This is a genomic window from Veillonella tobetsuensis (assembly GCF_001078375.1).
Taxonomy (GTDB): domain Bacteria; phylum Bacillota; class Negativicutes; order Veillonellales; family Veillonellaceae; genus Veillonella; species Veillonella tobetsuensis.
On the sequence record NZ_BBXI01000021.1, the window covers coordinates 102,933 to 123,812 of the forward strand.

18 protein-coding genes are annotated in these 20,880 nt (G+C 39.9%); 4 read left to right on the plus strand and 14 right to left on the minus strand.

Annotation, left to right across the window (positions count from 1 at the left end; genetic code table 11):
* Window positions 1–62 precede the first annotated feature (62 nt).
* The 6 genes from VEI_RS08455 to VEI_RS08480 all read right to left on the minus strand — a co-directional run bounded on the left by VEI_RS08455 (window position 63) and on the right by VEI_RS08480 (window position 6,965).
* Window positions 63–1,700 carry an ArnT family glycosyltransferase gene (locus tag VEI_RS08455; protein WP_059364253.1) on the minus strand — a complete coding sequence of 546 codons (1,638 nt, stop codon included), beginning with the start codon at window positions 1,698–1,700 and terminating at the stop codon, window positions 63–65.
* 10 nt (window positions 1,701–1,710) lie between these two features.
* Window positions 1,711–2,304, minus strand: a complete 594-nt coding sequence (locus tag VEI_RS08460; RefSeq protein ID WP_059364254.1) for a DedA family protein — start codon at window positions 2,302–2,304, stop codon at window positions 1,711–1,713.
* Window positions 2,305–2,490: 186 nt separating this feature from the next.
* Complete coding sequence (locus VEI_RS08465) at window positions 2,491–3,237, minus strand: BUD32 family EKC/KEOPS complex subunit (RefSeq protein WP_059364256.1); 747 nt, start codon at window positions 3,235–3,237, stop codon at window positions 2,491–2,493.
* 170 nt (window positions 3,238–3,407) lie between these two features.
* On the minus strand, window positions 3,408–4,283 hold the full coding sequence (locus VEI_RS08470; protein ID WP_059364259.1) for a CoB--CoM heterodisulfide reductase iron-sulfur subunit B family protein: 876 nt from the start codon (window positions 4,281–4,283) through the stop codon (window positions 3,408–3,410).
* A complete protein-coding gene (locus tag VEI_RS08475) occupies window positions 4,283–5,245 on the minus strand; it encodes a succinate dehydrogenase/fumarate reductase iron-sulfur subunit (RefSeq protein WP_059364261.1) in 963 nt (320 codons plus the stop codon). The genes VEI_RS08470 and VEI_RS08475 overlap by 1 nt, the downstream gene beginning before the upstream one ends.
* Before the next feature lies 1 nt (window position 5,246).
* Window positions 5,247–6,965 (minus strand): FAD-binding protein, encoded by a 1,719-nt coding sequence (locus VEI_RS08480; RefSeq protein ID WP_059364263.1) that lies wholly within the window; start codon window positions 6,963–6,965, stop codon window positions 5,247–5,249.
* Between the two features lie 882 nt (window positions 6,966–7,847).
* Between VEI_RS08480 and VEI_RS08485 the strand changes: the two genes are divergently transcribed.
* Together VEI_RS08485 and VEI_RS08490 are read left to right on the plus strand one after the other, a co-directional pair.
* A complete protein-coding gene (locus VEI_RS08485) occupies window positions 7,848–8,522 on the plus strand; it encodes a response regulator transcription factor (protein ID WP_059364265.1) in 675 nt (224 codons plus the stop codon).
* On the plus strand, window positions 8,500–9,906 hold the full coding sequence (locus VEI_RS08490) for a sensor histidine kinase (protein ID WP_059364267.1): 1,407 nt from the start codon (window positions 8,500–8,502) through the stop codon (window positions 9,904–9,906). The genes VEI_RS08485 and VEI_RS08490 overlap by 23 nt, the downstream gene beginning before the upstream one ends.
* 135 nt (window positions 9,907–10,041) lie before the next feature.
* Here the strand turns inward: VEI_RS08490 and VEI_RS08495 are convergent, their stop codons facing one another.
* The 6 genes from VEI_RS08495 to pta all read right to left on the minus strand — a co-directional run bounded on the left by VEI_RS08495 (window position 10,042) and on the right by pta (window position 16,448).
* Window positions 10,042–11,352, minus strand: a complete 1,311-nt coding sequence (locus VEI_RS08495) for a DUF445 domain-containing protein (RefSeq protein ID WP_059364269.1) — start codon at window positions 11,350–11,352, stop codon at window positions 10,042–10,044.
* Window positions 11,349–12,584, minus strand: coding sequence for a DUF445 family protein (locus tag VEI_RS08500; RefSeq protein WP_059364272.1), 1,236 nt, complete (start codon window positions 12,582–12,584; stop codon window positions 11,349–11,351). The genes VEI_RS08495 and VEI_RS08500 overlap by 4 nt, the downstream gene beginning before the upstream one ends.
* Window positions 12,585–12,687: 103 nt before the next feature.
* On the minus strand, window positions 12,688–13,389 hold the full coding sequence (locus VEI_RS08505; protein WP_059364274.1) for an MBL fold metallo-hydrolase: 702 nt from the start codon (window positions 13,387–13,389) through the stop codon (window positions 12,688–12,690).
* A gap of 344 nt (window positions 13,390–13,733) precedes the next feature.
* Window positions 13,734–14,090: a winged helix-turn-helix transcriptional regulator gene (locus VEI_RS08510; RefSeq protein ID WP_059364276.1), complete on the minus strand. Its 357-nt coding sequence runs from the start codon at window positions 14,088–14,090 to the stop codon at window positions 13,734–13,736.
* 366 nt (window positions 14,091–14,456) lie between these two features.
* Complete coding sequence (locus tag VEI_RS08515; protein ID WP_059364278.1) at window positions 14,457–15,251, minus strand: hypothetical protein; 795 nt, start codon at window positions 15,249–15,251, stop codon at window positions 14,457–14,459.
* Window positions 15,252–15,449: 198 nt separating this feature from the next.
* Window positions 15,450–16,448, minus strand: a complete 999-nt coding sequence (gene pta / locus VEI_RS08520) for a phosphate acetyltransferase (protein ID WP_059364280.1) — start codon at window positions 16,446–16,448, stop codon at window positions 15,450–15,452.
* 297 nt (window positions 16,449–16,745) lie between these two features.
* On the opposite strand from pta, the gene VEI_RS08525 reads away from it, so the two are divergent.
* On the plus strand, window positions 16,746–17,423 hold the full coding sequence (locus VEI_RS08525; protein ID WP_059364282.1) for a lactate utilization protein: 678 nt from the start codon (window positions 16,746–16,748) through the stop codon (window positions 17,421–17,423).
* An 87-nt stretch (window positions 17,424–17,510) separates the two neighbouring features.
* Here the strand turns inward: VEI_RS08525 and VEI_RS08530 are convergent, their stop codons facing one another.
* Both VEI_RS08530 and VEI_RS08535 read right to left on the minus strand, forming a co-directional pair.
* Complete coding sequence (locus tag VEI_RS08530) at window positions 17,511–17,813, minus strand: helix-turn-helix domain-containing protein (protein ID WP_059364284.1); 303 nt, start codon at window positions 17,811–17,813, stop codon at window positions 17,511–17,513.
* Between the two features lie 209 nt (window positions 17,814–18,022).
* Entirely contained in the window at window positions 18,023–19,381 is a 1,359-nt protein-coding gene (locus VEI_RS08535) for an NAD(P)-dependent oxidoreductase (protein WP_059364286.1), read from the minus strand.
* Window positions 19,382–19,674: 293 nt separating this feature from the next.
* Here VEI_RS08535 and VEI_RS08540 point away from each other — a divergent pair, with 293 nt between their 5' ends.
* Entirely contained in the window at window positions 19,675–20,868 is a 1,194-nt protein-coding gene (locus VEI_RS08540) for a MalY/PatB family protein (RefSeq protein WP_059364287.1), read from the plus strand.
* Window positions 20,869–20,880 lie beyond the last annotated feature (12 nt).

The window sequence follows — 20,880 nt, forward strand, 5'->3', positions numbered from 1 at the left end:
AACTGCATCTAGCAGTTGGTGCTACTTTCACAAGCAAAGATATTATTTATAACAAAAACATTTTACTCTGCAATATAAGATTGTCGCTTATTTAAAATATAAATCTCAGCAGTATCAGTTTCACTATACTCACCCACATATGGTGCAATAGCGGATTGTCTAAAGTGTTTTCTTTCACCTTTTGGAACAACAAGCATGAGTTGCTTGCCCTCCGCTACGCATTTAACGAAGTCTTCTTCAGACACTTGTTCCATAAGATATTTCTTATCCCATTCAGCACTGCGTTGTTTCAATTTATCCTTGTCGTCCCAGCGACTGCTATCACCCTTAATCCGGATAACCTTATGACCGGTATAATACACAACAGAGGTACTATAACCATTATAGTAATACACATTCCCATTATATTTTTCCACAACAGGAAGTATATTAACCGAACTACGTTGTTTTATAAGCGGTACCAGCCCTTCTACAACAACGACAGAAGAAATTAACATAGTACCGATAACAACAACGCTTATGAGGCGATAACGCTGTTTGCTCCACCAGAACCATAACAATCCCAACACAGATACACCGGCAAACACATATAACAAGCCATAGTACCCCCATGGAGCAAAGAAAGATGCAACCACATACGCCACCCACAATAAAAGTGTAGGACCTATGATGATCCAAGGCACATAGCGTGAACGCCCCGGACGTAACGCTTTCAAAACCCCCAATGTACCGAGTGCACTAAATGGCACAAGACTTATAAATGTATAAAGAGGATATTTTGTGGCCATCAAAGAGTAGAACAAAACCGTTCCAATCCCCCAGCACAAGCTATATACATAGCCCTTATGACGCAACTTAAATCCAGCTATAATGCCATAAATAACTGCGCCCGTCCATGGTAAGGACGCCCCCAGAAATATAGCGATGTAATACCACCATACATTATCCTCGGGATGCTCAGACTGAGTAGCACGCGTTACATTATGAAGCCCTAAAAATCCATTTACAAAATCTTGACCATGGGTACTATACATATAGAGATACCATGGTAATGCAACGATTAAAAATGCGAGAATACCTTTCCAATCAAAGAGGCGCAGCAACATTTGTTTAGAGCGATACAGCGCTACATAAACGAGAAGAATAAGCCCTGGCAATACAAGTGCCACTGGTCCCTTTGTAAGAACGCCTAACGCAGAGAACACATAGGCTACAATCATAGATTTACTAGAGTTATTGTTTAACCCATCATAGGCAAATACCATCACCATCAAGGACGTATACAGCAATACCATGTCGGTAATAACGCCATGTGCAACGGCCCAGAACATAAGTGATGTACCAAGAATTGATGACCCTACTAAACCTACGAGCCAACGGCCACTTAGGGACCGCATAGCTTGGAACATTGTAGCCACTGATAAAGCTCCGAATATGGCACTTGGTAAACGTACAACCCAGTCAGCAAATCCAAACACTTTAAATGCCAAAGCGATAAGCCAATAAATCATAATTGGCTTATCATACCAATAGGTCCCATAAATTTGCGGCGATAACCAATCTCCAGACAACACCATCTCTTTAGCGGTTAATGCATAATTCGATTCTACTGGATCAGTTACAGGTAGCACATTATTAGCGACCATAAAAAACGCCAACCAGAAAACAAACAACACAAATGTTAAGCGAGATATTTTCATTACAATCTCCTTATGATTTACGTCGATTTTTGTAATATTTATAGCCAATTACAGCCGCAATAATTGCAAATACAGCAACCATAATAATTAAGAACTCATGATTATATTCAATAAGATCTTTCCAGTTTTCACCGAGAACTTTACCTAAATACACCAATAAAATCGTCCAAGGAACCGTACCTAATACAGTCCAAACCACAAAATGTGACATCGGATAACGAGCCATACCAGCTGGGAAGGAAATGAATGTACGAACACCTGGCAATAAACGACCAAAGAACACGGCGGCACCACCGTATTTATTAAACATTTTCTCAGCTAGTTCAAATTTATGCTCATTAAAGAATATATATTTGCCGTATTTCAACAACAAAGGACGTCCACCATATTCGCCCATCCAATATGATAGGATGGATCCTACAATCCCTGCTAGCGTACCTACAACCATAGTTGTATGCAATTCAAATACGCCTTGAGCAATCAAATACCCTGCAAAACCAAGAACAATTTCACTAGGAATCGGTATATTCGCATTTTCTAGAACCATCGCAATAAACATAGCTGCATAGCCATACGTTTCCATAAACGAAATAATATATTCCACTTGTTATACCTCGTCATAACTCCCCTACACCGGATTTATGATTTTTTAATGCTAACTAATGCTGGTAACAATATCACCATGTATACAATCTATTTTACCATAATAAAATGACCCTCACCATACGGGAGGGCCATTTGCGGCATCCTTAGTATTCTGTTTTTGCAAGAATCAACTAGTCATACACAGTTATTCAGTTTTTAGTCCTTGTATAAAATCAAATGATTTTACGGCTGCTTCTGTGTCTACAAAATGGAACGGTTCCAACAGGCGACAGAATTTAAATAGATAGTCACGCTTGTGTAACACTTCTTTCACATGAAGTACGGTTTCTTGTGCACATCTAGCAGTGCTATAGCCATTCATAGCTGCATAGAGATAGGACTGTGGCAAATCGCCTTCACGAATAAAACTGTGAATAAAAATCAACAGATCCCATCCTGCAGGCGTAAATTCATACCAACGTCGTGCATTCTCCCAATCTAATAGCATAACGTCATCTGTATCCGGATTATACACGATATCTCTTAGCGCTGGACGGCCATGAGCCATACCATAATCATGGAGCATACCAAGAGCTTTACCAAAGGCGTAAAACACATGGATAGCCAGATCCTCTAGAGAAGAGTCTTCAGGATGCTCCTGTGGCAAATGCCCATAATACGTTAAGTTTTTCCCATAATTAGGCGTAACAAAATAATGTTCTCTAAAACCTATGATTTCAGGTGCTAAAGGCAATTGAGTACGAACAAAGTTCATCATATAAAATTCGTGATCAAAAGCCGCACGAGGTGATGGCTTTACCCATGATGACCGATAATTACTAATATCACGTTTCACAAAATACTCTTTTCCCTGAAAAGTAATTGGAAATACACGGCCCATATCTTCTTGATTCAACTTATGATCAATATAATCTAATAAGGCTTCTTTCATGAGACCCCCTTATGTCTTCAATATTTATTTATCTATTATATAATAAAAGCTGTGAATCATCAAATAAAGACCCCCTAGCCAAGGCCAGGGGGTCTTTACGGTAATTATGATAATAGGTTTGGATTTAGATCTTCATTGAGCCAACTTAGGCTATGTCTAAATCAAACGAATTAACCTACGAATTTTGTCACTGCTGCAGTATCAGTTAAGTGACGTTTAGGCATGCCCATTTCTTCAGGGGAGATGCCAAGAGCAAGACCCACTAATTGAGACATATGTAAGATTGGCATATCTTTGCCACCGCCAACAACTTCTTTAGCTTCTTTTTGGAACATATCAAGTTGCATTTGGCAAAGTGGGCAAGGAGTTACTACGCAATCTGCGCCTTCTGTAGCTGCATCTTTGTTGATGGAGCCAGTCATTTGCATTACGGAATCATGTGCAGGGTATACAGCATGGAAACCGCAGCAATCTAATTTACGGGAGAAGTCGATTGGTGTAGCACCGATAGCGGAAATCAATTCTGCTAAGGATGTAGGCATTTGATAGTCTTCGAAACCCATTTCAGTTTGAGGACGAAGAATATGGCAGCCATAGTATTCAGCTACACGTAAACCAGTTAAAGGTTTAACAACTTTAGCTTTCAATTTGTCCAAACCGTAATCGCGAATCAATACCCATAAGAAATGAGTGATATCAGTTGTGCCGCGGTATTGTTTACCAATTTGAGCTAATTTTTTATTAACTTCGTTCTTTTCTTTTTCGTTAGCATCAAGTTCATTTTTTGCTTCACGAAGCATCAAAGTACAAGTGTTACATACAGTTAAAAGGTTCAAACCTTTTTCTTCTGCTAATGCAATGTTACGAGCATTAGTAGCCAATGTAATTTCTGGAGCGATGTCTTGAACATGAGACGCGCCGCAGCAAGTCCAACCGTCAAGTTCTTCCAACTCGATGCCTAATTTTTTAGCTACAGCAACTGTTGCTAAGTAGTCTTCTTTGGCAGCGCTTTCAAGAACGCAACCTGGGAAAAATGCGTATTTCATTATTTGCTTACCTCCTCAGCTGCTTTCATAAGTCTGCGAACACCATCAATACCATTTACAGGTTTTTGAGGTACTACAAGTTCGAATGGATTGATTTTGCTGTGTTTCCACAAACGTAAAGCATAGAATGCTTGTTTAGCGGAATCAACAACACCATCAGATTTCAAGCTCATAGAAACTTCTTTCAAGCGACCAGTTTTGTAGAGATCGTCTTTGAAAGCAACTGCATGGCGAACGCCTTTGCTGTTAGTAAGACCAGCTTTTGTAGCTTCTTTACGCAAGTTGGAAATATCTTGAGCAGGTTTTAAGTGTTTAGGACAACGGGAGATACAGTTCATGCAGTGAACGCATTTCCAAAGACCATTGTCGAATGCAGGATGAATGTGAGCCATAGGTGCATCATCACGGCTATCCAATACGAAACGGTTAGCTTTTGTGAATACATATGGTTCTAAGAAGTCATCTTGACGTGCAGTCAATTTGTTACATTCAGATGCGCAGCAACCACAAAGGATACATTCTGTACCAGCAACGAATTTTTTGAAGTCAGCTGGAGTTTGGCGAACGATTTTGTCACCTTCGTTGAATTCTGCTTTAAGGAAAATCCAAGGAGCAACTGTTTTCAAACGATCAACTTTTGCTTCCCAGTCAACAACTAAGTCGCGGATAACGCGGAAGTTGCCAATTGGTGCAATTGTCAATTCATCAGTACCATAACGTTCTGTTAATTCGTCGATTTTAGCTTCGCAACCAAGCATTGCTTCGCCATTTACGCGAATGGAGCAAGCGCCGCAAACTGCGGAACGGCAAGCTGCCAAGAATGTTAAAGTTGGATCTTGAGTATCTTTAATTTTTTGAAGGCCCCAAAGAATTGTACGGTCAGCTTCATAATCAAATTTGAAAGTCTGTACAAACGCGCGACCTTGTTGGTAACGGTGAATATGGTAGGTGATTTGTCTCATCTTAGTACTTCCTTTCTTGTGGTTCGTATTTAGTGAACACTACGTCGCGTTCAGTCAATTCGTACTCGCCGTTAGCACCCAATTTGATCAAAGAGTGTTTTAAGTATCTTTCATCATTACGTTTTGGATGGTCTTCACGGATATGAGCACCACGAGATTCACGACGGTGTAAAGCGCCCATAGCAATAGCTTTAGCTACTGTTAACATGGAACCGATTTCACAATAGTTAACGAATGCCATGTTGTAAGTACGTTCAGGGTCACCTACATAACAAGTTTTGTAATCTTCGATTAATTGATCGATTTCTTTTAATGCTTCAGTAATGCCATCTTCGTTACGGAAGATACCTACTTTATTCCACATTGCATCAGCCAATGCATCGCGGATTTCTACAACTGGGCGACCGCCTTCACGAGTTGTTACTTCAGTGAATTTAGCTTCCCAAGCTTTAGCAGCTGCAGCCAATTCTGCATCTACGTTTGGTTGTTCATGTGTTTCAGCATAGTCAGCTGCACCAGCACCAGATACTTTACCGAATACTACGCCGTCAGCCAAGGAGTTACCACCTAAGCGGTTAGCACCATGGATGGAGATACAAGAAGCTTCGCCGGAGGAGAACAAACCAGGCAATTCACATGCACAAGTTTTGTAGTCCACTACGTCGATACCGCCCATTGTATAGTGACAAGTAGGACGGATAGGTACTGGTTGTACTAATGGATCACAATGTTCGAAACACATAGCCAAGTCACGGATACCATGAAGTTTTTCAATGATAACTTCAGGACCTAAGTGACGAAGGTCAGCTACTACGTATGCGTTAAGACCAGAACCGAAACCACGACCTGCAGCGATTTCATCTTCGATTGCTTTCGCTACAACGTCACGGGATGCCAATTCCATTTTGTTAGGCGCATATTTTTTCATGAAACGTTCGCCTTCAGCGTTAAGAAGGTAACCACCTTCACCACGAACCGCTTCGGACATCAAGATACCAGTACGACCAAGACCAGTTGGATGGAATTGGATCATTTCCATATCTTTCAAACCATTACCAGCGCGGAATGCTGCTGCCATGCCATCGCCTGTGGAAAGGAATGGGTTAGTAGTACGAGTCCAGAAAATACGACCTGCACCACCAGTGGACAAGATAATAGCTTTCGCTTTAATTTGTTCTACTTTACCTTCTTTCATGTTCCACACAACTGCGCCACCAACGTGACCGTTTGCGTCTTTAACAAGATCTAAAAGGTACCATTCTTGCAAGAAGTGTACGCCTTCTTTCAAGCATTGTTCGTAAGTAGTGTGCAAAATAACGTGACCAGTTTTATCCGCAGAGTAGCAAGTACGTGGATAGGATTGACCACCGAAGTTACGTTGCGCAATTTTGTTTTGTTCTGTACGGGAGAATGGAGCACCCATGTGGTCCATTTCAAGTACGCCTTCTGGACAACGAGAGCAGAAGAATTCGATCGCATCTTGGTCGCCAAGATAGTCAGAACCTTTTACTGTGTCGAAAGTATGTGTTTCTACAGTATCTTCAGCTGCTACGTTATTCAAACAAGCATTTACACCGCCTTGCGCCATTGCTGTTGCAGAGCGAGTTGGGAAAATTTTAGTAATAAGTGCTACAGTTAAGCCTTTACGACGACCTACTTCAAGAGCCGCGCGTTGACCAGCGCCACCGCTACCTACTACTAGAACATCAAACTGTTCCATAATGACCTCCTCATAACTACCTATAAAAAGAAAATTTCTTAGACTATCTAGATTCAAAAACCTTATAAAAATTTTTGATAACCTAATCATTTTTCCTTAAAGAGAAAACCTCACACATGTGCGATTTCTCTTATAGCTTTACATATAATTATAGAGAGCATTTCACCGTATGTCTAAACCTTATTATGCATAATTAATTTCAATGAATCTAATTGATATTCTATATCAATTCATATTTTTAGTGAAATATTGTGAACAATCTGATTATCTAGGAATGTAATTCTATTTACTTTTATGTATATCATTTATATCAATTCGGTTCCGAATTTTTTCCTATATAAGCACCTCAAATACACCAACTAAACACAATGTTTTGCTACGTATATCAATCCAATAAGTCCATTTTATAACATCAAAATTTTTAAATTCCTACTAAAACCACATAGGATTCAAAACGCTTATACATATCAAAACATCTCGATTCTAGTATAGTTTTTTCTTTTGATAATTATTATCATAAGTTTTTATTGTGATTTTCTTTACACCTTTCAAATTTCGTAAAATCTGCCTCAACTATGCACAAACGGCAATCTTCGATATACTTCCCATCGTAGAACACTACAAAAGCTAGATAAAATATGGATAAATTCACCTCAACGCTGAATAAACCTATAAAATACTACTTATTACATTCATTTTTCACTCATTCCACTTGTATAAGGTATGATAATAGATAAAATAGTTATATAATATAACTTATATATGTTAATATTATTTTAATCACTAACGTGTTGTAGCTTTCACATAACGGAAACTGATTAGTGATTAGATAGTATTAAGAGAGAGTTATATAATTTAATCATACATAAGGAGAACAAACATATGAAGATTTTACTTGTAGAAGACGAAGAAATGCTAAATGGTATTACGGCCAAATATTTACGTGCAGAAAATATGACTGTTGATACATGTTTCAACGGTCAACAAGCTATCGATTATGTAAATACATCTAGCTATGACGTAATTGTTATGGATATCATGATGCCTGTATTAGATGGTATCAGTGCACTGGCACAAATTCGTAACGAAGGCAATACAACACCGGTTTTATTGTTAACTGCGAAAGATTCCTTGCAAGATAAGGTGACAGGCCTAAATACTGGTGCTGATGATTATCTAGTAAAACCTTTCGACCTTGAAGAGTTAACAGCTCGTATTTATGCGTTGGCACGTCGTAATGCTCGCCATGCACAAAATGATATTAAGGTTGGTCCTTTAACTATCAATGTACCTCAACGTACAGTAAAACGCGACGGCGAAGCTATTACATTAACAGCTAAAGAATTTGATTTATTGTATTATTTAGCAAGTAATGAAAACATCGTATTATCCCGTCAACAAATTCTTGATCATGTTTGGGAATACGATTATGAAAGCTACTCTAATCTAATTGATGTATATATTAAGGATCTACGTAAAAAGATTGACACGGATGAAAATGTGAAATTAATTCAAACCGTTCGTGGAGTAGGATATGTCCTCAAAACTGAAAACTAAGGACCAAGGTCACGACCTTAATTCTATGTCAGGTGCTTTTAAGCACCTATGGAATCGTATGCCTTTGACTTTGAAAATTATGCTATGGTACACATTATTATTGAGTATCCTCTTAATTTTCATGTCCATTTTTTACTACAACTATATAGGTACAGCACATAATACGGAAATCCGAGAACGTCTACAACAACAAACGCTTATGATGTCAACGGATATCCGCAAGTTCAAGCCCTACGAAGACGGAACATTTTATCTTGTTTACACGCAGGACGGCTTGATTACGAAAGGGTATCTGCCAGATGGATTCCCAAATCAGTCTAATTTATCCCTTGGACAGGTCGGCGAAATTCAAGCCAATGGCATGACCTTCTACTATTACGATGTACCAATTAATGCACCAAATTATCGGGGATTTTTGCGTGCCATTACGAGCCAAAAAATCACCGATCAAAATGGTAGCACGATTTACACTTTATTATTGCTTATTATCGTCGCTTTACTCATATCTTCAATCGGCGGTTATATATTCATCAAAAAAGGCCTCAAACCTTTGCGTAAATTAACACATACGGCAAAGGTTATCGGTAAAAATAACGACCTTAGTCGTCGTATTGAATTACCGGATATCGCAAGAGATGAGGTCTATGAATTAACCACCACATTTAACCGTATGTTATCAGGTCTCGAGGATTCATCCAATCGGGAAAAGCAATTTAGTTCGGACGTATCCCACGAATTACGTACTCCTATTGCAGTCATTCAAGCTGAAAGCGAATATGCCATTAAATACGCGCGAACACCGGAAGAAATGAAGGAAGGTCTTGTTCATATTTTAGAGCAAGCTAAATTCATGTCCTCTCTTGTGTCGCAATTATTAGATGTGGCGCGATTAGAAAATAACTATGAAATGAATGTGGCCCCTGTAGACGTAAGTACTATGTTAAATAACCTAGTCCACGATTACACCCGTTTATGTGCAGAGAAAAACATTGTCATTAACTCCTCTATCGATAACGATTTAGTTGTTACAGGACACGAAGTATCACTGCGTCGCGCTATAACAAATCTCATCGATAACGCCATTAAATTTACAAAATCCACTATAGATATAACCGCCAAACGCAACGAGTTATACTTGGTCATCGAAGTAACCGACAATGGCATTGGTATCGAAGCAGACAATCTGTCTCAGATATTTAATCGGATGTACCAAACAGAGCAGTCACGCAATAAAAAATCTAATCACGGTATTGGCCTCGGCCTTTATTTCGTAGATAAGGTTGTGCATTTGCATCATGGTACAATCACGGCTAAAAGTGAGTTAGGTGTATTTACTACATTTATCATCACACTACCACTATCCGATACAGAAGATATGGAATAATAATTTAACATAACAAAAATATAACACCCTTCTAGATAAGGTTATCCCTCATACGCGAGAGTAACTTGTTATTTAGAAGGGTGTTTTTACGTAATATGTTATGGGCTTCGAAACACTACGAAATGCTAATGTGTATTAAATGAAAGCCCCTATAAATGGCGTATACACATATTCCAAGAAAATCCAGGTAACAAGACCTGCTACAGCGCCCACGATAGCACCATTAATACGAATCCAACTCAGATCATCCTCCACCTTAGACTCGATAAAGTAAATAAATTTATCTGTACTAAGGCCACCTAACACTTGGCGTATGATAGTTTCAATAAGGTCATAGCCTTGTTCTAATACGTATCGTGCAATATCGTGTAATGTGACTTCAATACGGTTTCGAAGGTCTTCTGATTGTCCATACACAGCCCAGAGTTCAAGGGCAATATTGACGAGGACTTGAGCTGGCGTTTCACCATTTTCATCCCCTACGAGTAGCAATTCCTCTACATAAGGGCATAAATGGTTTTCAATGATAGATTCCCAATCCTGTTCTCGAATCCATCGTTCCCAAGCCTCATCGAGAGCTCCACAAACTTCATGATTCTCCTCAATATGGCGAATAGGATCGACCCATTGGCGAAGCCACGCAGTCCGTTCCGGACTATTAGGACGCTTCCAATTTTCAAGCATAGCGTAGGACTCTTGAACAATGGCCTCTGCCATTTCATGGTAATTAACAACATCTGTAGCTTCGGACATAGAAATAAGAAAATCCGACCAAAAGCCTTTTCTTTTTTTCTTGTGCGCTTCTTCGGCTACAACAGCAGTCAACCAAGTAACCATAGCTGGATGATTAATCCGTTCTTGAATTACATTCAATACCTGTACAACCATACCTTCGTAGCGATTATGCTCACATAAATCGAGCAACACATGTTTTAACACAGGTACCAACGAATGTTTTTCAAGTAATGCTCGTATACGTTTCGCTCCCCATTGAGCCCATTCCTCATTACTTTGAGATTTCCACAACAAATGCAAACCTTGATGAATGACGAGGCGTGCTGCCCGTTGCCCTTCTGGAGATAGTAAGAACTTTTCAAATAAAGGTACAAATTCCACCTTATTCAAAAGCACTTGGCAACGCTCTTTAGTAAGCATCTTCGTTTCTACAAGCTTAATAACACCATTAATAAGGCGGTCTTTATTGCGTGGAATCAGCGCCGTATGATAGGGAAATCCTAGAGGCTTACGAAACAGTGCAGTCACAGCGAACCAGTCCGCTACACTGCCGATGAGTGCAGATTGCACCGCCCAATATAACGGTTGGTACCAGCTTTCACTATCAAAGAAAAACTGACCGATAAAGACGAAGCAATAGAGCACCGCCATCAGGCCTAAAATACCATTAGCTCGTTGTTTCAAGGTAAGTGATTTAAAGTAGCGAATCATCCGATCACCCCCTTAACAAGGGTCGTAAGGCCATAGAATAGACCGCCCAAAACGGCCCCTACAAGGGATCCATTAATACGGACCATTTGTAAATCATAATACATTTTCCCACGTACAATTTGGGTAATCTCATCCGGCGAATAACGAGACAATTCTTGTCCCACCACACTGTCGATAAGAGGATTCAATTTTTGTAACCACGGAATGCTGCGCAACAAGAAGAATCGTTCAAATGGCGCCTGCTTATCAGGATTTAGAAGAATTTCATTGCCAAGAACATTAAAACGGTCAATCAAAATATCCATGAGACGTGCCCAATCAAGCGTGTCGCCATCGATGAGCTTTCCTTCCCATTCTTCAAGAACCATTTTAACCCATTGATCCTTATGCTCTTCAATAAAGGCTTGCCATTCCTTGTTTGTTTCCAGATTATTAAAGAATCGAATCGCTTGCCCCCATACGTAGCGACCTAGCGCAGAATCGATGGACTCATTTTCCTTCAGGAATTGAACCGCTTTTCTCTGTACCGTTTCCACCAATCGTTCTGGTGAAAGCCCATCACCACCAAAGGCAATAGCCAGCTCACGGAAGAAAGAGTCCTTCGTATAGGTTTTCATAATGTCTAGCATAACGCGATACAAGTACGGATATACCTGATTAGATGCAATAACACGCTGACAAGTACGATTAAAATAGAGCCAGAACACACTAGCAGTATGGCGTTCTAACATACAACGACCAAATAAGATAACAAGAGGCGTTGCCTTCCAATTAGATATACCTTTATAAACAGCCTTGTTAATCTCTTTACGCATTGGTTCAATATCCATATGGGATAATACTTGATTACCAACACCATATAAAAGATCTTTAATCTGTTTTTGCCCAACATCACTCATACCGTATTCAATGATACGGACCATAACGCGCTCTTTTTTGATGGCATAGTACATTTGTGGCACACGAAGTAATTCCTCGCTAAGCATGGTACGTCCCATTTGAATAAGTCGCTCCTTGCTACGTGGCAAAATAGCCGTTTTGAAAGGAATACCTAAGGGCTTAGTAAAGAGTGCCGTCACTGCATACCAGTCTGCAAGACCACCAATCATAGCAGCCCCTGAGATGTGCATCACAAAAGCCCAAAACATATCGTGTCGTTGGGGATATGAAATTAAGAATATAATCGCCATAACAACTAATAATAATGTTGCCATTGGTTTAGTTTTCATCATCACTTGATCCTAACTTGCTAAATTACGTATATAGACTCTCCCCATATAACGTAGTGCCACGTGGGCCACGAACTTTCACATACTACACATTGTGAAAGTATATTTAAAAGGTGCATTCATCCCCTTCTCTTTGAGGTTCCCATACAGGAATATCACCAAAGAGAGCGTTAAAATACACAGATGGAGTCCATAGTGGACCATTTAGATGCATTGGAATAAATGCTTTCTTCACCTCTACACGGCGTAAAAATTCAATACTGCCCCATTCCATAGCATCTTCGAGACGATTATCTACAGGGAACATGGCCACATCTACAGACAAGCCCTCTAGTTCCTTAAACTCACGCCAAGCCATTCGCTTTGCGTCTGCATTGTTCTCGGGCGTATCGCCAAGCCAGTGCCACCAGTTGAGATCACCGGCATGGAAGATAGAGTCAGAGTCGATATTTGCTGTATCCGTTTTCACATAGAAGGAACCGCCTTCATCGGTGCTGCCATACATATGAATACCTACATCATCTAATGTGGCATCTTGACCAGGACGCATGGTAATACACTTGCGAACCTTACCTTCTAATGGCACATCTTGATGGCAAATATAGCGCGTTTGAGGGCCATCAAATTCTGTAATAGACGGATTAAAATGATCTCCGTGAGTATGACTCACAAAGAACCACAGCTCACGACCACGCTTAGCCAGTTGCCAAACAATATTATTAGGATCTTTATAATAATCAAACACATAGCAACGCTTACCATCATCTACGAGGAAGCCACTGTGTGCAAGAAAAGTTACATCTAACATAATTATCAATACCTCTTGCTTAATGAGAATTTATATCATTCGTATTATTTATTATACCATATTTTTCTATATACGTGGTTGAGGACAGCGTAAAGATGGTCCTACCAAAGCCGACACGCTACTGCGCTTCGCGGAGCCCGAAGTCGTTTTGGTAGGACCATCTTTACTTCAACTCAGTATATTAGAGACATTTAGGTATAATAAAGAATACAAATTAATTTTTGGGAGAGAAGTCGTTTTTTGAAAACAGGGCCTTCCTACACTTAGTACATTAGAAAATTTAGGTATAATGAAGAATACGAATTGATTTTTGGAACAAGGATAAGAAATACCGCTGACATTTCTTACATGCGGCCAGCGGCTTTCATATAGTCAATATATTGGTTACCCCAAGTTTCAAGGGATGCAAGAACTGTTTTAAATCCAGCCCCCACTTCGGTAAGGCTATATTCAACCTTTGGTGGAATAGTACCGTATACTTCACGGTGTACGAGGCCATCATCCTCTAATTGGCGCAAGGCTCTTGTTAGTGTTGCTTGTGTAATTGGATGTAAGCGGCGCTCTAATTCTCGGAAACGCACAGGTCCTTCGGCTAATTCGTGCATGATCAATAAAGACCATTTGCCGGCTAATAACTTTTGACTCGTTGCAAAAGGACAGCGGCCCACTAAATCATGAACATTTACGAGTTGCTCTGTCATTATAATTCTCCTTCTCTATATAGCTTAAGTAGCTCGTTATAACAAAGCTAAACCTCTATAGCTAAGCTCAACTATGTATAGCTATACTACTATTTCCATTTCAGGATTAGAAATAGTTCTTTCTAATGTAGTTCAAATCATATCACAAATTTATCGTATTGCAAGCCTTTTATGGTATCTTTTTTTAGGGTACAAAACTTTTTGAAAACTTTCCAATTAGTATTCAACACTGATTCCCCATACACGAAAAGAACCGCTAGTAAAAACTAGTGGTTCTTTTGATATCTTATTTCATATTTACTATATTAGTTATACAGTCTTTTACACTACATAGTTCCTTAACAAATGCCTCTATGTTAGCGGATGTTATCCCAATAATGTTTTCACATCATAGCCAAATTTAGCGGTTGTTTCAGCAGCTGTTTTCTGCCATTCTGTAGGTGCTGTGCCGCCTTTCTCAAGGAAGAATCCAGAGTCAAGATAGCGGATAATAATATAGTTGGAATCCTTTTGGTCAAAGCCATTACCGCGACTGAAGTCGATGCCATGACCTGTATTGCGCGTTACGATGGCTTCTAATAACGGTAATGTAATGGCATTCAAGGTGATTTTCATATCACATTTGTCGAAAATCTTTTTGAAGAAGGAACTAGGTTTTTCTTCTTTATAGACTAACAATTTACTAATTGTACCATTAGATGCACATATTACGCGGCGAATTTCATTAATAGGGATATCAATCTTACCATTTGAGATAACACCATTTTTAATGGTGATTTCTCGTTTCCCCATGTAGGAGTAATCAAGTGGCAATTGAAGGGTATCTAAATTTGCAGGGAATTCCGCTGTCAATTTATGGCGAGCAAAGGCAGCAATGATCGCTTTAGTTTCACGAATATTATGACCAGCATTAGATTCTGTACGGTCCGTATCTAAATCTTGGCCTTTTATATTTTTCCAATTATGGTCTCTAAACATAATCGTATAGTTACTATTTGAATTTAGATATCTTGTAAGATATAGCTCATTTACATCTTCAAAATCAATGTCAGTTATAACCTTTCCATTTGCATCTTTACAGAGCACACCATTGTAACTAATAGTTAATGTACGACCTTTATCTTCAAATGTAACAGGATTTGTGTCGAATACAGAAATCATAGTTCTCTCCTTTTACGCTTTCAAGTACAACATCACTCGCAGATATTGATGCCATGTGTCATAAATAATACATCAAGATTAGTATTATTCTAGATAATTTAATAATACACTATTTGAAGCCATTTGCCTAAACAAAAAGCTGATTCCGAAGAATCAGCTTTTTAATATGTCATTGAAACGTATCAAATGAAGTTGAAATTAGATGCTTTCAACAGCAGCGATAGCCGCAACGTCTACAACGTCTTGAGCGGAGCAGCCACGGGAAAGGTCATGGATAGGTTTAGCCAAACCTTGAATCAATGGACCAATAGCGTCAGCGCCAGCAAAACGTTGAACTAATTTGTAACCAATGTTAGCAGATTGAAGATCAGGGAAGATCAAAATGTTAGCTTTACCAGCCACATGAGAGCCAGGAGCTTTCTTTTCTGCTACGGAAGGAACGATGGAAGCGTCCAATTGTAATTCGCCGTCGAATTTGAAGTCAACATTGCGTTCTTTCAAAATGTTAACAGCTTCTACTACTTTGTCTACTTCTGGAGTGGAAGCGGAACCTTTAGTGGAGAAGGACAACATGGATACACGAGGGTCAGCCATGCCAACAACTTTGCGAGCTTTTTCTACAGTGGATTCTGCGATATCAGCCAATTGTTCGCTAGTTGGGTTAGGCAATACGCCACAGTCGGAGAAGATGAGCATGCCATCATCGCCATATTCTTTTTTGTCTGTGAACATAACCATTGTAGAAGATACTGTTTTAAGGCCTGGTTTAGTACCTACAACTTGTAATGCAGCGCGCAATACGGATGCAGTTGGAGTTGCAGAACCAGCAACCATACCGTCTACTACGCCAAGGCGAACAAGCATAGCACCGAAGAATAAGCAGTCACCTTTCATAGTTGCGTCAGCTTTTTCAGGAGTCATACCTTTTTTAGCACGCAATTCTACGAATGTATCAACCATTTCTTGGTAGCGATCGTAGTTAGCTGGATTGATAATTTCAGCACCTTCAACAGATACGCCAGCAGCTTTAGCAGCTTCAGCGATTTCAGCAGGATTACCTACCAATACAGGTGTGCAGAAACCTTCTTTCAAAATAATTTCAGTTGCTTTCAATACGCGTTCATCTTGGTATTCTGGCAACACGATTTTTTTACCTAATGGTTTTACTTGGTCTTTTAATTTTTGAATTAAATCCACGATTTTTGCCTCCTTAACATTGGCTTTATGCCATATCAATACTATTATTATAGCAAATTCAACCTATTGATAAAAGTAAAATTTATTTGTTAGCCTATCATTCCTAATTCTATTCCTTTTTGTTGAAAGTTGGAATCCATTCCAACTTTTCTAATTTTTAACAATCATTTTGGATTTCATTATATTGAATGCCATCCATATAAACGATACAATAGTATTAATAAAACTATCTAACTCGATCATTCTTGCTACAATAGAAGCAGAAAGATTTCTACTAATATATTATTAGGAGGACTCATGGCCAATACAGAAACAACAATCAACGCAGTTATCAATCCTCAACTCAACGATACTCCTATCGATATAGAGAAAACCATCAAGGCTTTAGAGCGCAATAAATTTGTGGTCAACTATTTCGAAACAGGCGTTGAAGCTGTCGATTATTTACAATCTCGTATTCAAGATAAGAGCGTAGCCATTGGCGATTCCCGCACTCTAATGGAGCTCAAGGTTCATGATGCCTTATCCGAGGTCAACAAGGACATAACAGATATACAGCGACCTTTACCTGGTGAAAGTTTCCGGGATACCGCATTACGCACCATGGGCCGCGAAGTATTCCTCACATCTGTTAACGCCTTGGCTCAAACAGGTGAAATGGTCAATATCGATGGCACCGGTAATCGTGTAGCAGCCTCTCTATTTGGATCGCAAGAGGTCTTTTTCGTACTGGGACGTAACAAAATTACGCCTGACTTAGCCTCGGCTATTTACCGAGCACGCAATGTGGCGGCACCTCTGAACAGCAAAAAAAATAAAAAAAGTTCCCTCAATCCTTGTGCCAAGCTAGAAGAAAAATGCTACGACTGTGGTTCGCCTGACAGGATTTGTAACGCCTTAACGATTTATTACAAGAAAATGCGCAACATGCAAACCATGGAGGTTATTATCATCAATGAGGATTTAGGATTTTAATAAAGAAACGGGGCACTCAGTAATATGTGCCCCGTTTCTTTGTAGTATATCAATAGTAATGTCTAGTTTAGTCCTCCAAGATATGCATCAATGAAATTCCATATGTCTGTGTTCTATGGCGTGAAAATCAATAAACCCCACATTAGGTCCCGCGAAAAAGGTATCAAGTGTCATATTTTCAAAGCCACTGATTACTCTACACAGTGTAGATATACGAGGATCAACATTCCCCTTCTCCAATCCACTGATATAAGACTGCAGTAATCCAGTTCGTCTTGCTAATTCTTGTTGAGTCATCTGAAAATGCCGGCGCCATAATAGAATGAGAACGCCTAAGTGTTGGATAGCCTTTTCTGACTGTGCTTCACTACATACGATGTCAAACGTCATAGAAATCTCACCTTCCACTCACAATGATAGCAAATCTTTGACCTCAACATACGGCAAATTTTTATAGGGGACCACAATAACTTGATTAGTGATGACATATAAAAATAAATCCCTTGCAATACATTCATATCACAAGGGATTATTATTCATATTATGTTATAGTCGCATAAACATACACTTATACAAGTATATTCTTGTACATTATTTTCTTATTTATTCGCTTCTGCAATGGTCATAGCACGTTTAATTTCCATGTATTTAACCATGCCATCAACAGCTTTTTTAGCTTCGCGCATAGCGAGTACTACAGTGGCTGGTTTATGTACTACGTCACCACCGGCGAATACGCCTTCACGGCTTGTCATGCCGTATGGTTCTTCGGATGTAAGAATATAACCTTTTTCGTCAACACGGAGGTTATTGCCTTCACCAACGAGGCGTGCATTAGGTTTATGACCAGCAGCGATGATGATTTTATCTACAGGCATAACTTGGTATTTACCTGTACCATGGATACCAGCACCATCTTCATTAAGGGCCATCACTTCGTATTTAAATCCTTCTACCTTATCTGTACCTTCTACGCCCACTGGAGATGCGAACCATTGGAATTGAACACCTTCGGCACGCGCTTCTTCGTATTCGGATAATAATGCAGGCATTTGTTCTTGGCTACGACGATAGGCTACAGTGACAGACTCACAGCCTAAACGTACACATGTACGAGCCGCATCCATCGCTACGTTACCGCCGCCGATGATAACAACGCGGTCCCCTTTTTTCACAGGAATCGCTTTTTTTTCAAGTTCGCCATTCTCTACAAGTTGTACATTAGTTAAGAGGTACATCGCTTGGAATACGCCTGTAATTTGATCATTTTCCATGCGTACTTCTTGAGGAATATGCGTACCAGTACCGATGAAGATAGTATCAAATCCTTCGGCGAATAAATCATCTAGGGATTTGTCTTGACCGATAAATGTATTACATACGAATTTAACACCTAAACCCTTAAGGCGAGCAATTTCACGGCGTACAACGGATTTGGACAAACGGAATTCTGGGATACCGAATAATAATACGCCACCTGGTTCGGATTGACCTTCAAATACAGTTACATCATAACCTAGTTTCGCTACATCACCTGCAACGGATAAGCCCGCAGGGCCAGAACCAACAACGGCTACTTTGCCAAGATCTTGTTTAATTTTCTTAGGTTTGCGCAATTCATTGATGCTTTCAAAATCGGCAGCAAAACGTTCCAATTTGCCGATGTTGATAGGCGGTTTCTTAGCCTTATTCATAATACAGTTACCTTCGCATTGATTTTCACGAGGGCACACGCGACCACAGATGGCTGGCAAGTTTGTACGTTCCGCCAAGATATCATTGGCTAAACCAAAGTTACCGTGCGCGATGGCTTGGATAAAACGAGGAATTTCGTTTTCAATAGGACAGCCCATACGGCACAACGGTTTTGGACAGTTTAGACAGCGTTTCGCCTCAGCGAGCGCCTCCTCCATCGTGTAATCCGCATCAAAGTGAAGGGGTTTCAATTCATTACTCATGGCACATGCCTCCTTAACAGGATCCAGTACTATACTTATATTAGCCTTTCCATATAGCGGCATAGTTCGATGAAGTAAACTCACATATGAACATCGCCCACTATATACGGCCAAGAATTTATCATTTGTAACCATTCGATATGAGTGTGGTCACTGGTCAGACACACACTATTCTATAGTACATTTTAAATTGTGAAAGCGAACTCCGTCAAGAAGCTGAGCTACAATATGCTTATTTTATATACGTTTATTGCTATAATACATACATACAATACAACAAATGAGGTATTACCATGAACACAACAGACTTTACCAAAACATACTATATAAACCGACGCGGTACGCATTCCCGCAAATGGGACGGTGAGCACTTAAAATTTAGTCGCACCGATTTATTACCACTGTGGGTGGCAGACATGGATTTCATGACGCCACCATGCCTACAAGAGGCGATTGCAAACTATGTGAAAACAACGCCTTTAGGCTATACCATGACAAATCCTAATTACTTAGATGCGGTCATCAATTGGTACAAATGTCGCCATAATTGTAATTTGTCTAAGGACTGGCTCACCAGCGCTCCAAATGTCATTACAGGCATTATGTGGAGTATTGGGGCTTTCACAAAACCAAATGATGCCATTGCCGTTCTAAGTCCTGTATACGGTGCCTTTGATACGAGCACTAGCGATGCACAGCGCCATATTGTTCCAATAGCTATGAGGCGTACCACGGACAATCGATACACGGTTGATTACGACGCATTCGAATCCACCATCATACAACGAGATGTGAAGCTATTTATTCACTGTAATCCGCATAATCCAGTAGGTCACGTATGGACCGAAGCAGAAATGGCCCAATTATTTAGCATCTGTAAACGCCACGATGTACTCATCATCAGCGACGAGATTCATCAAGACCTTATCACAGGCCCTATTCCATTTAGGTCAGCCTTATCCGTATCTAACGGAGCCTATGCGGATAATATGATAACCATGTCCTCTGTATCAAAATCGTTCAATATGGCCAGTCTACACCATGCGGAGGTCATCGTCCCTAATGATGAATTACGGAGCCAATACAATGCATATAAAGCACTTGTATACCATACAGACTCGGACGTTATCGCAGAAACGGCTATCACGGCGGCCTACACCCATCCAGAAGCCGAGACTTGGCTCAACGCTGCACTCACAGTCATTCGTGAAAACTACGAGTATCTATGTCGTGAGCTACTATCTGCCCTACCTAAGCTACGCATTAGCCCTATGAATGGCACCTATTTGGTATGGATAGATTTTGGCGCCTACGTAATGGCTGACGATATGCACGATGTATTTGAAAACCAATGCCGCATTGCCCCTAGCTTTGGCGAATGGTTTGGTGGTGAAAGCTACGCCACCTTTGTGCGTCTAAACTTAGCAACAAGTTTAACCAATATTAAGGTAGCTACACATAGCATCATTGAACATATACAACCTTAGCCCTATGCAATC

Bases quoted from the DNA above. Each gene is read 5' to 3' on its own strand.
- VEI_RS08455 (WP_059364253.1), bottom strand. From the start codon at position 1,700: ATGAAAATATCTCGCTTAACATTTGTGTTGTTTGTTTTCTGGTTGGCG.
- VEI_RS08465 (WP_059364256.1), bottom strand. From the start codon at position 3,237: ATGAAAGAAGCCTTATTAGATTATATTGATCATAAGTTGAATCAAGAA.
- VEI_RS08470 (WP_059364259.1), bottom strand. From the start codon at position 4,283: ATGAAATACGCATTTTTCCCAGGTTGCGTTCTTGAAAGCGCTGCCAAA.
- VEI_RS08475 (WP_059364261.1), bottom strand. From the start codon at position 5,245: ATGAGACAAATCACCTACCATATTCACCGTTACCAACAAGGTCGCGCG.
- VEI_RS08480 (WP_059364263.1), bottom strand. From the start codon at position 6,965: ATGGAACAGTTTGATGTTCTAGTAGTAGGTAGCGGTGGCGCTGGTCAA.
- VEI_RS08485 (WP_059364265.1), top strand. From the start codon at position 7,848: ATGAAGATTTTACTTGTAGAAGACGAAGAAATGCTAAATGGTATTACG.
- VEI_RS08490 (WP_059364267.1), top strand. From the start codon at position 8,500: ATGTCCTCAAAACTGAAAACTAAGGACCAAGGTCACGACCTTAATTCT.
- VEI_RS08495 (WP_059364269.1), bottom strand. From the start codon at position 11,352: ATGATTCGCTACTTTAAATCACTTACCTTGAAACAACGAGCTAATGGT.
- VEI_RS08500 (WP_059364272.1), bottom strand. From the start codon at position 12,584: ATGATGAAAACTAAACCAATGGCAACATTATTATTAGTTGTTATGGCG.
- VEI_RS08505 (WP_059364274.1), bottom strand. From the start codon at position 13,389: ATGTTAGATGTAACTTTTCTTGCACACAGTGGCTTCCTCGTAGATGAT.
- VEI_RS08510 (WP_059364276.1), bottom strand. From the start codon at position 14,090: ATGACAGAGCAACTCGTAAATGTTCATGATTTAGTGGGCCGCTGTCCT.
- VEI_RS08515 (WP_059364278.1), bottom strand. From the start codon at position 15,251: ATGATTTCTGTATTCGACACAAATCCTGTTACATTTGAAGATAAAGGT.
- VEI_RS08525 (WP_059364282.1), top strand. From the start codon at position 16,746: ATGGCCAATACAGAAACAACAATCAACGCAGTTATCAATCCTCAACTC.
- VEI_RS08530 (WP_059364284.1), bottom strand. From the start codon at position 17,813: ATGACGTTTGACATCGTATGTAGTGAAGCACAGTCAGAAAAGGCTATC.
- VEI_RS08535 (WP_059364286.1), bottom strand. From the start codon at position 19,381: ATGAGTAATGAATTGAAACCCCTTCACTTTGATGCGGATTACACGATG.
- VEI_RS08540 (WP_059364287.1), top strand. From the start codon at position 19,675: ATGAACACAACAGACTTTACCAAAACATACTATATAAACCGACGCGGT.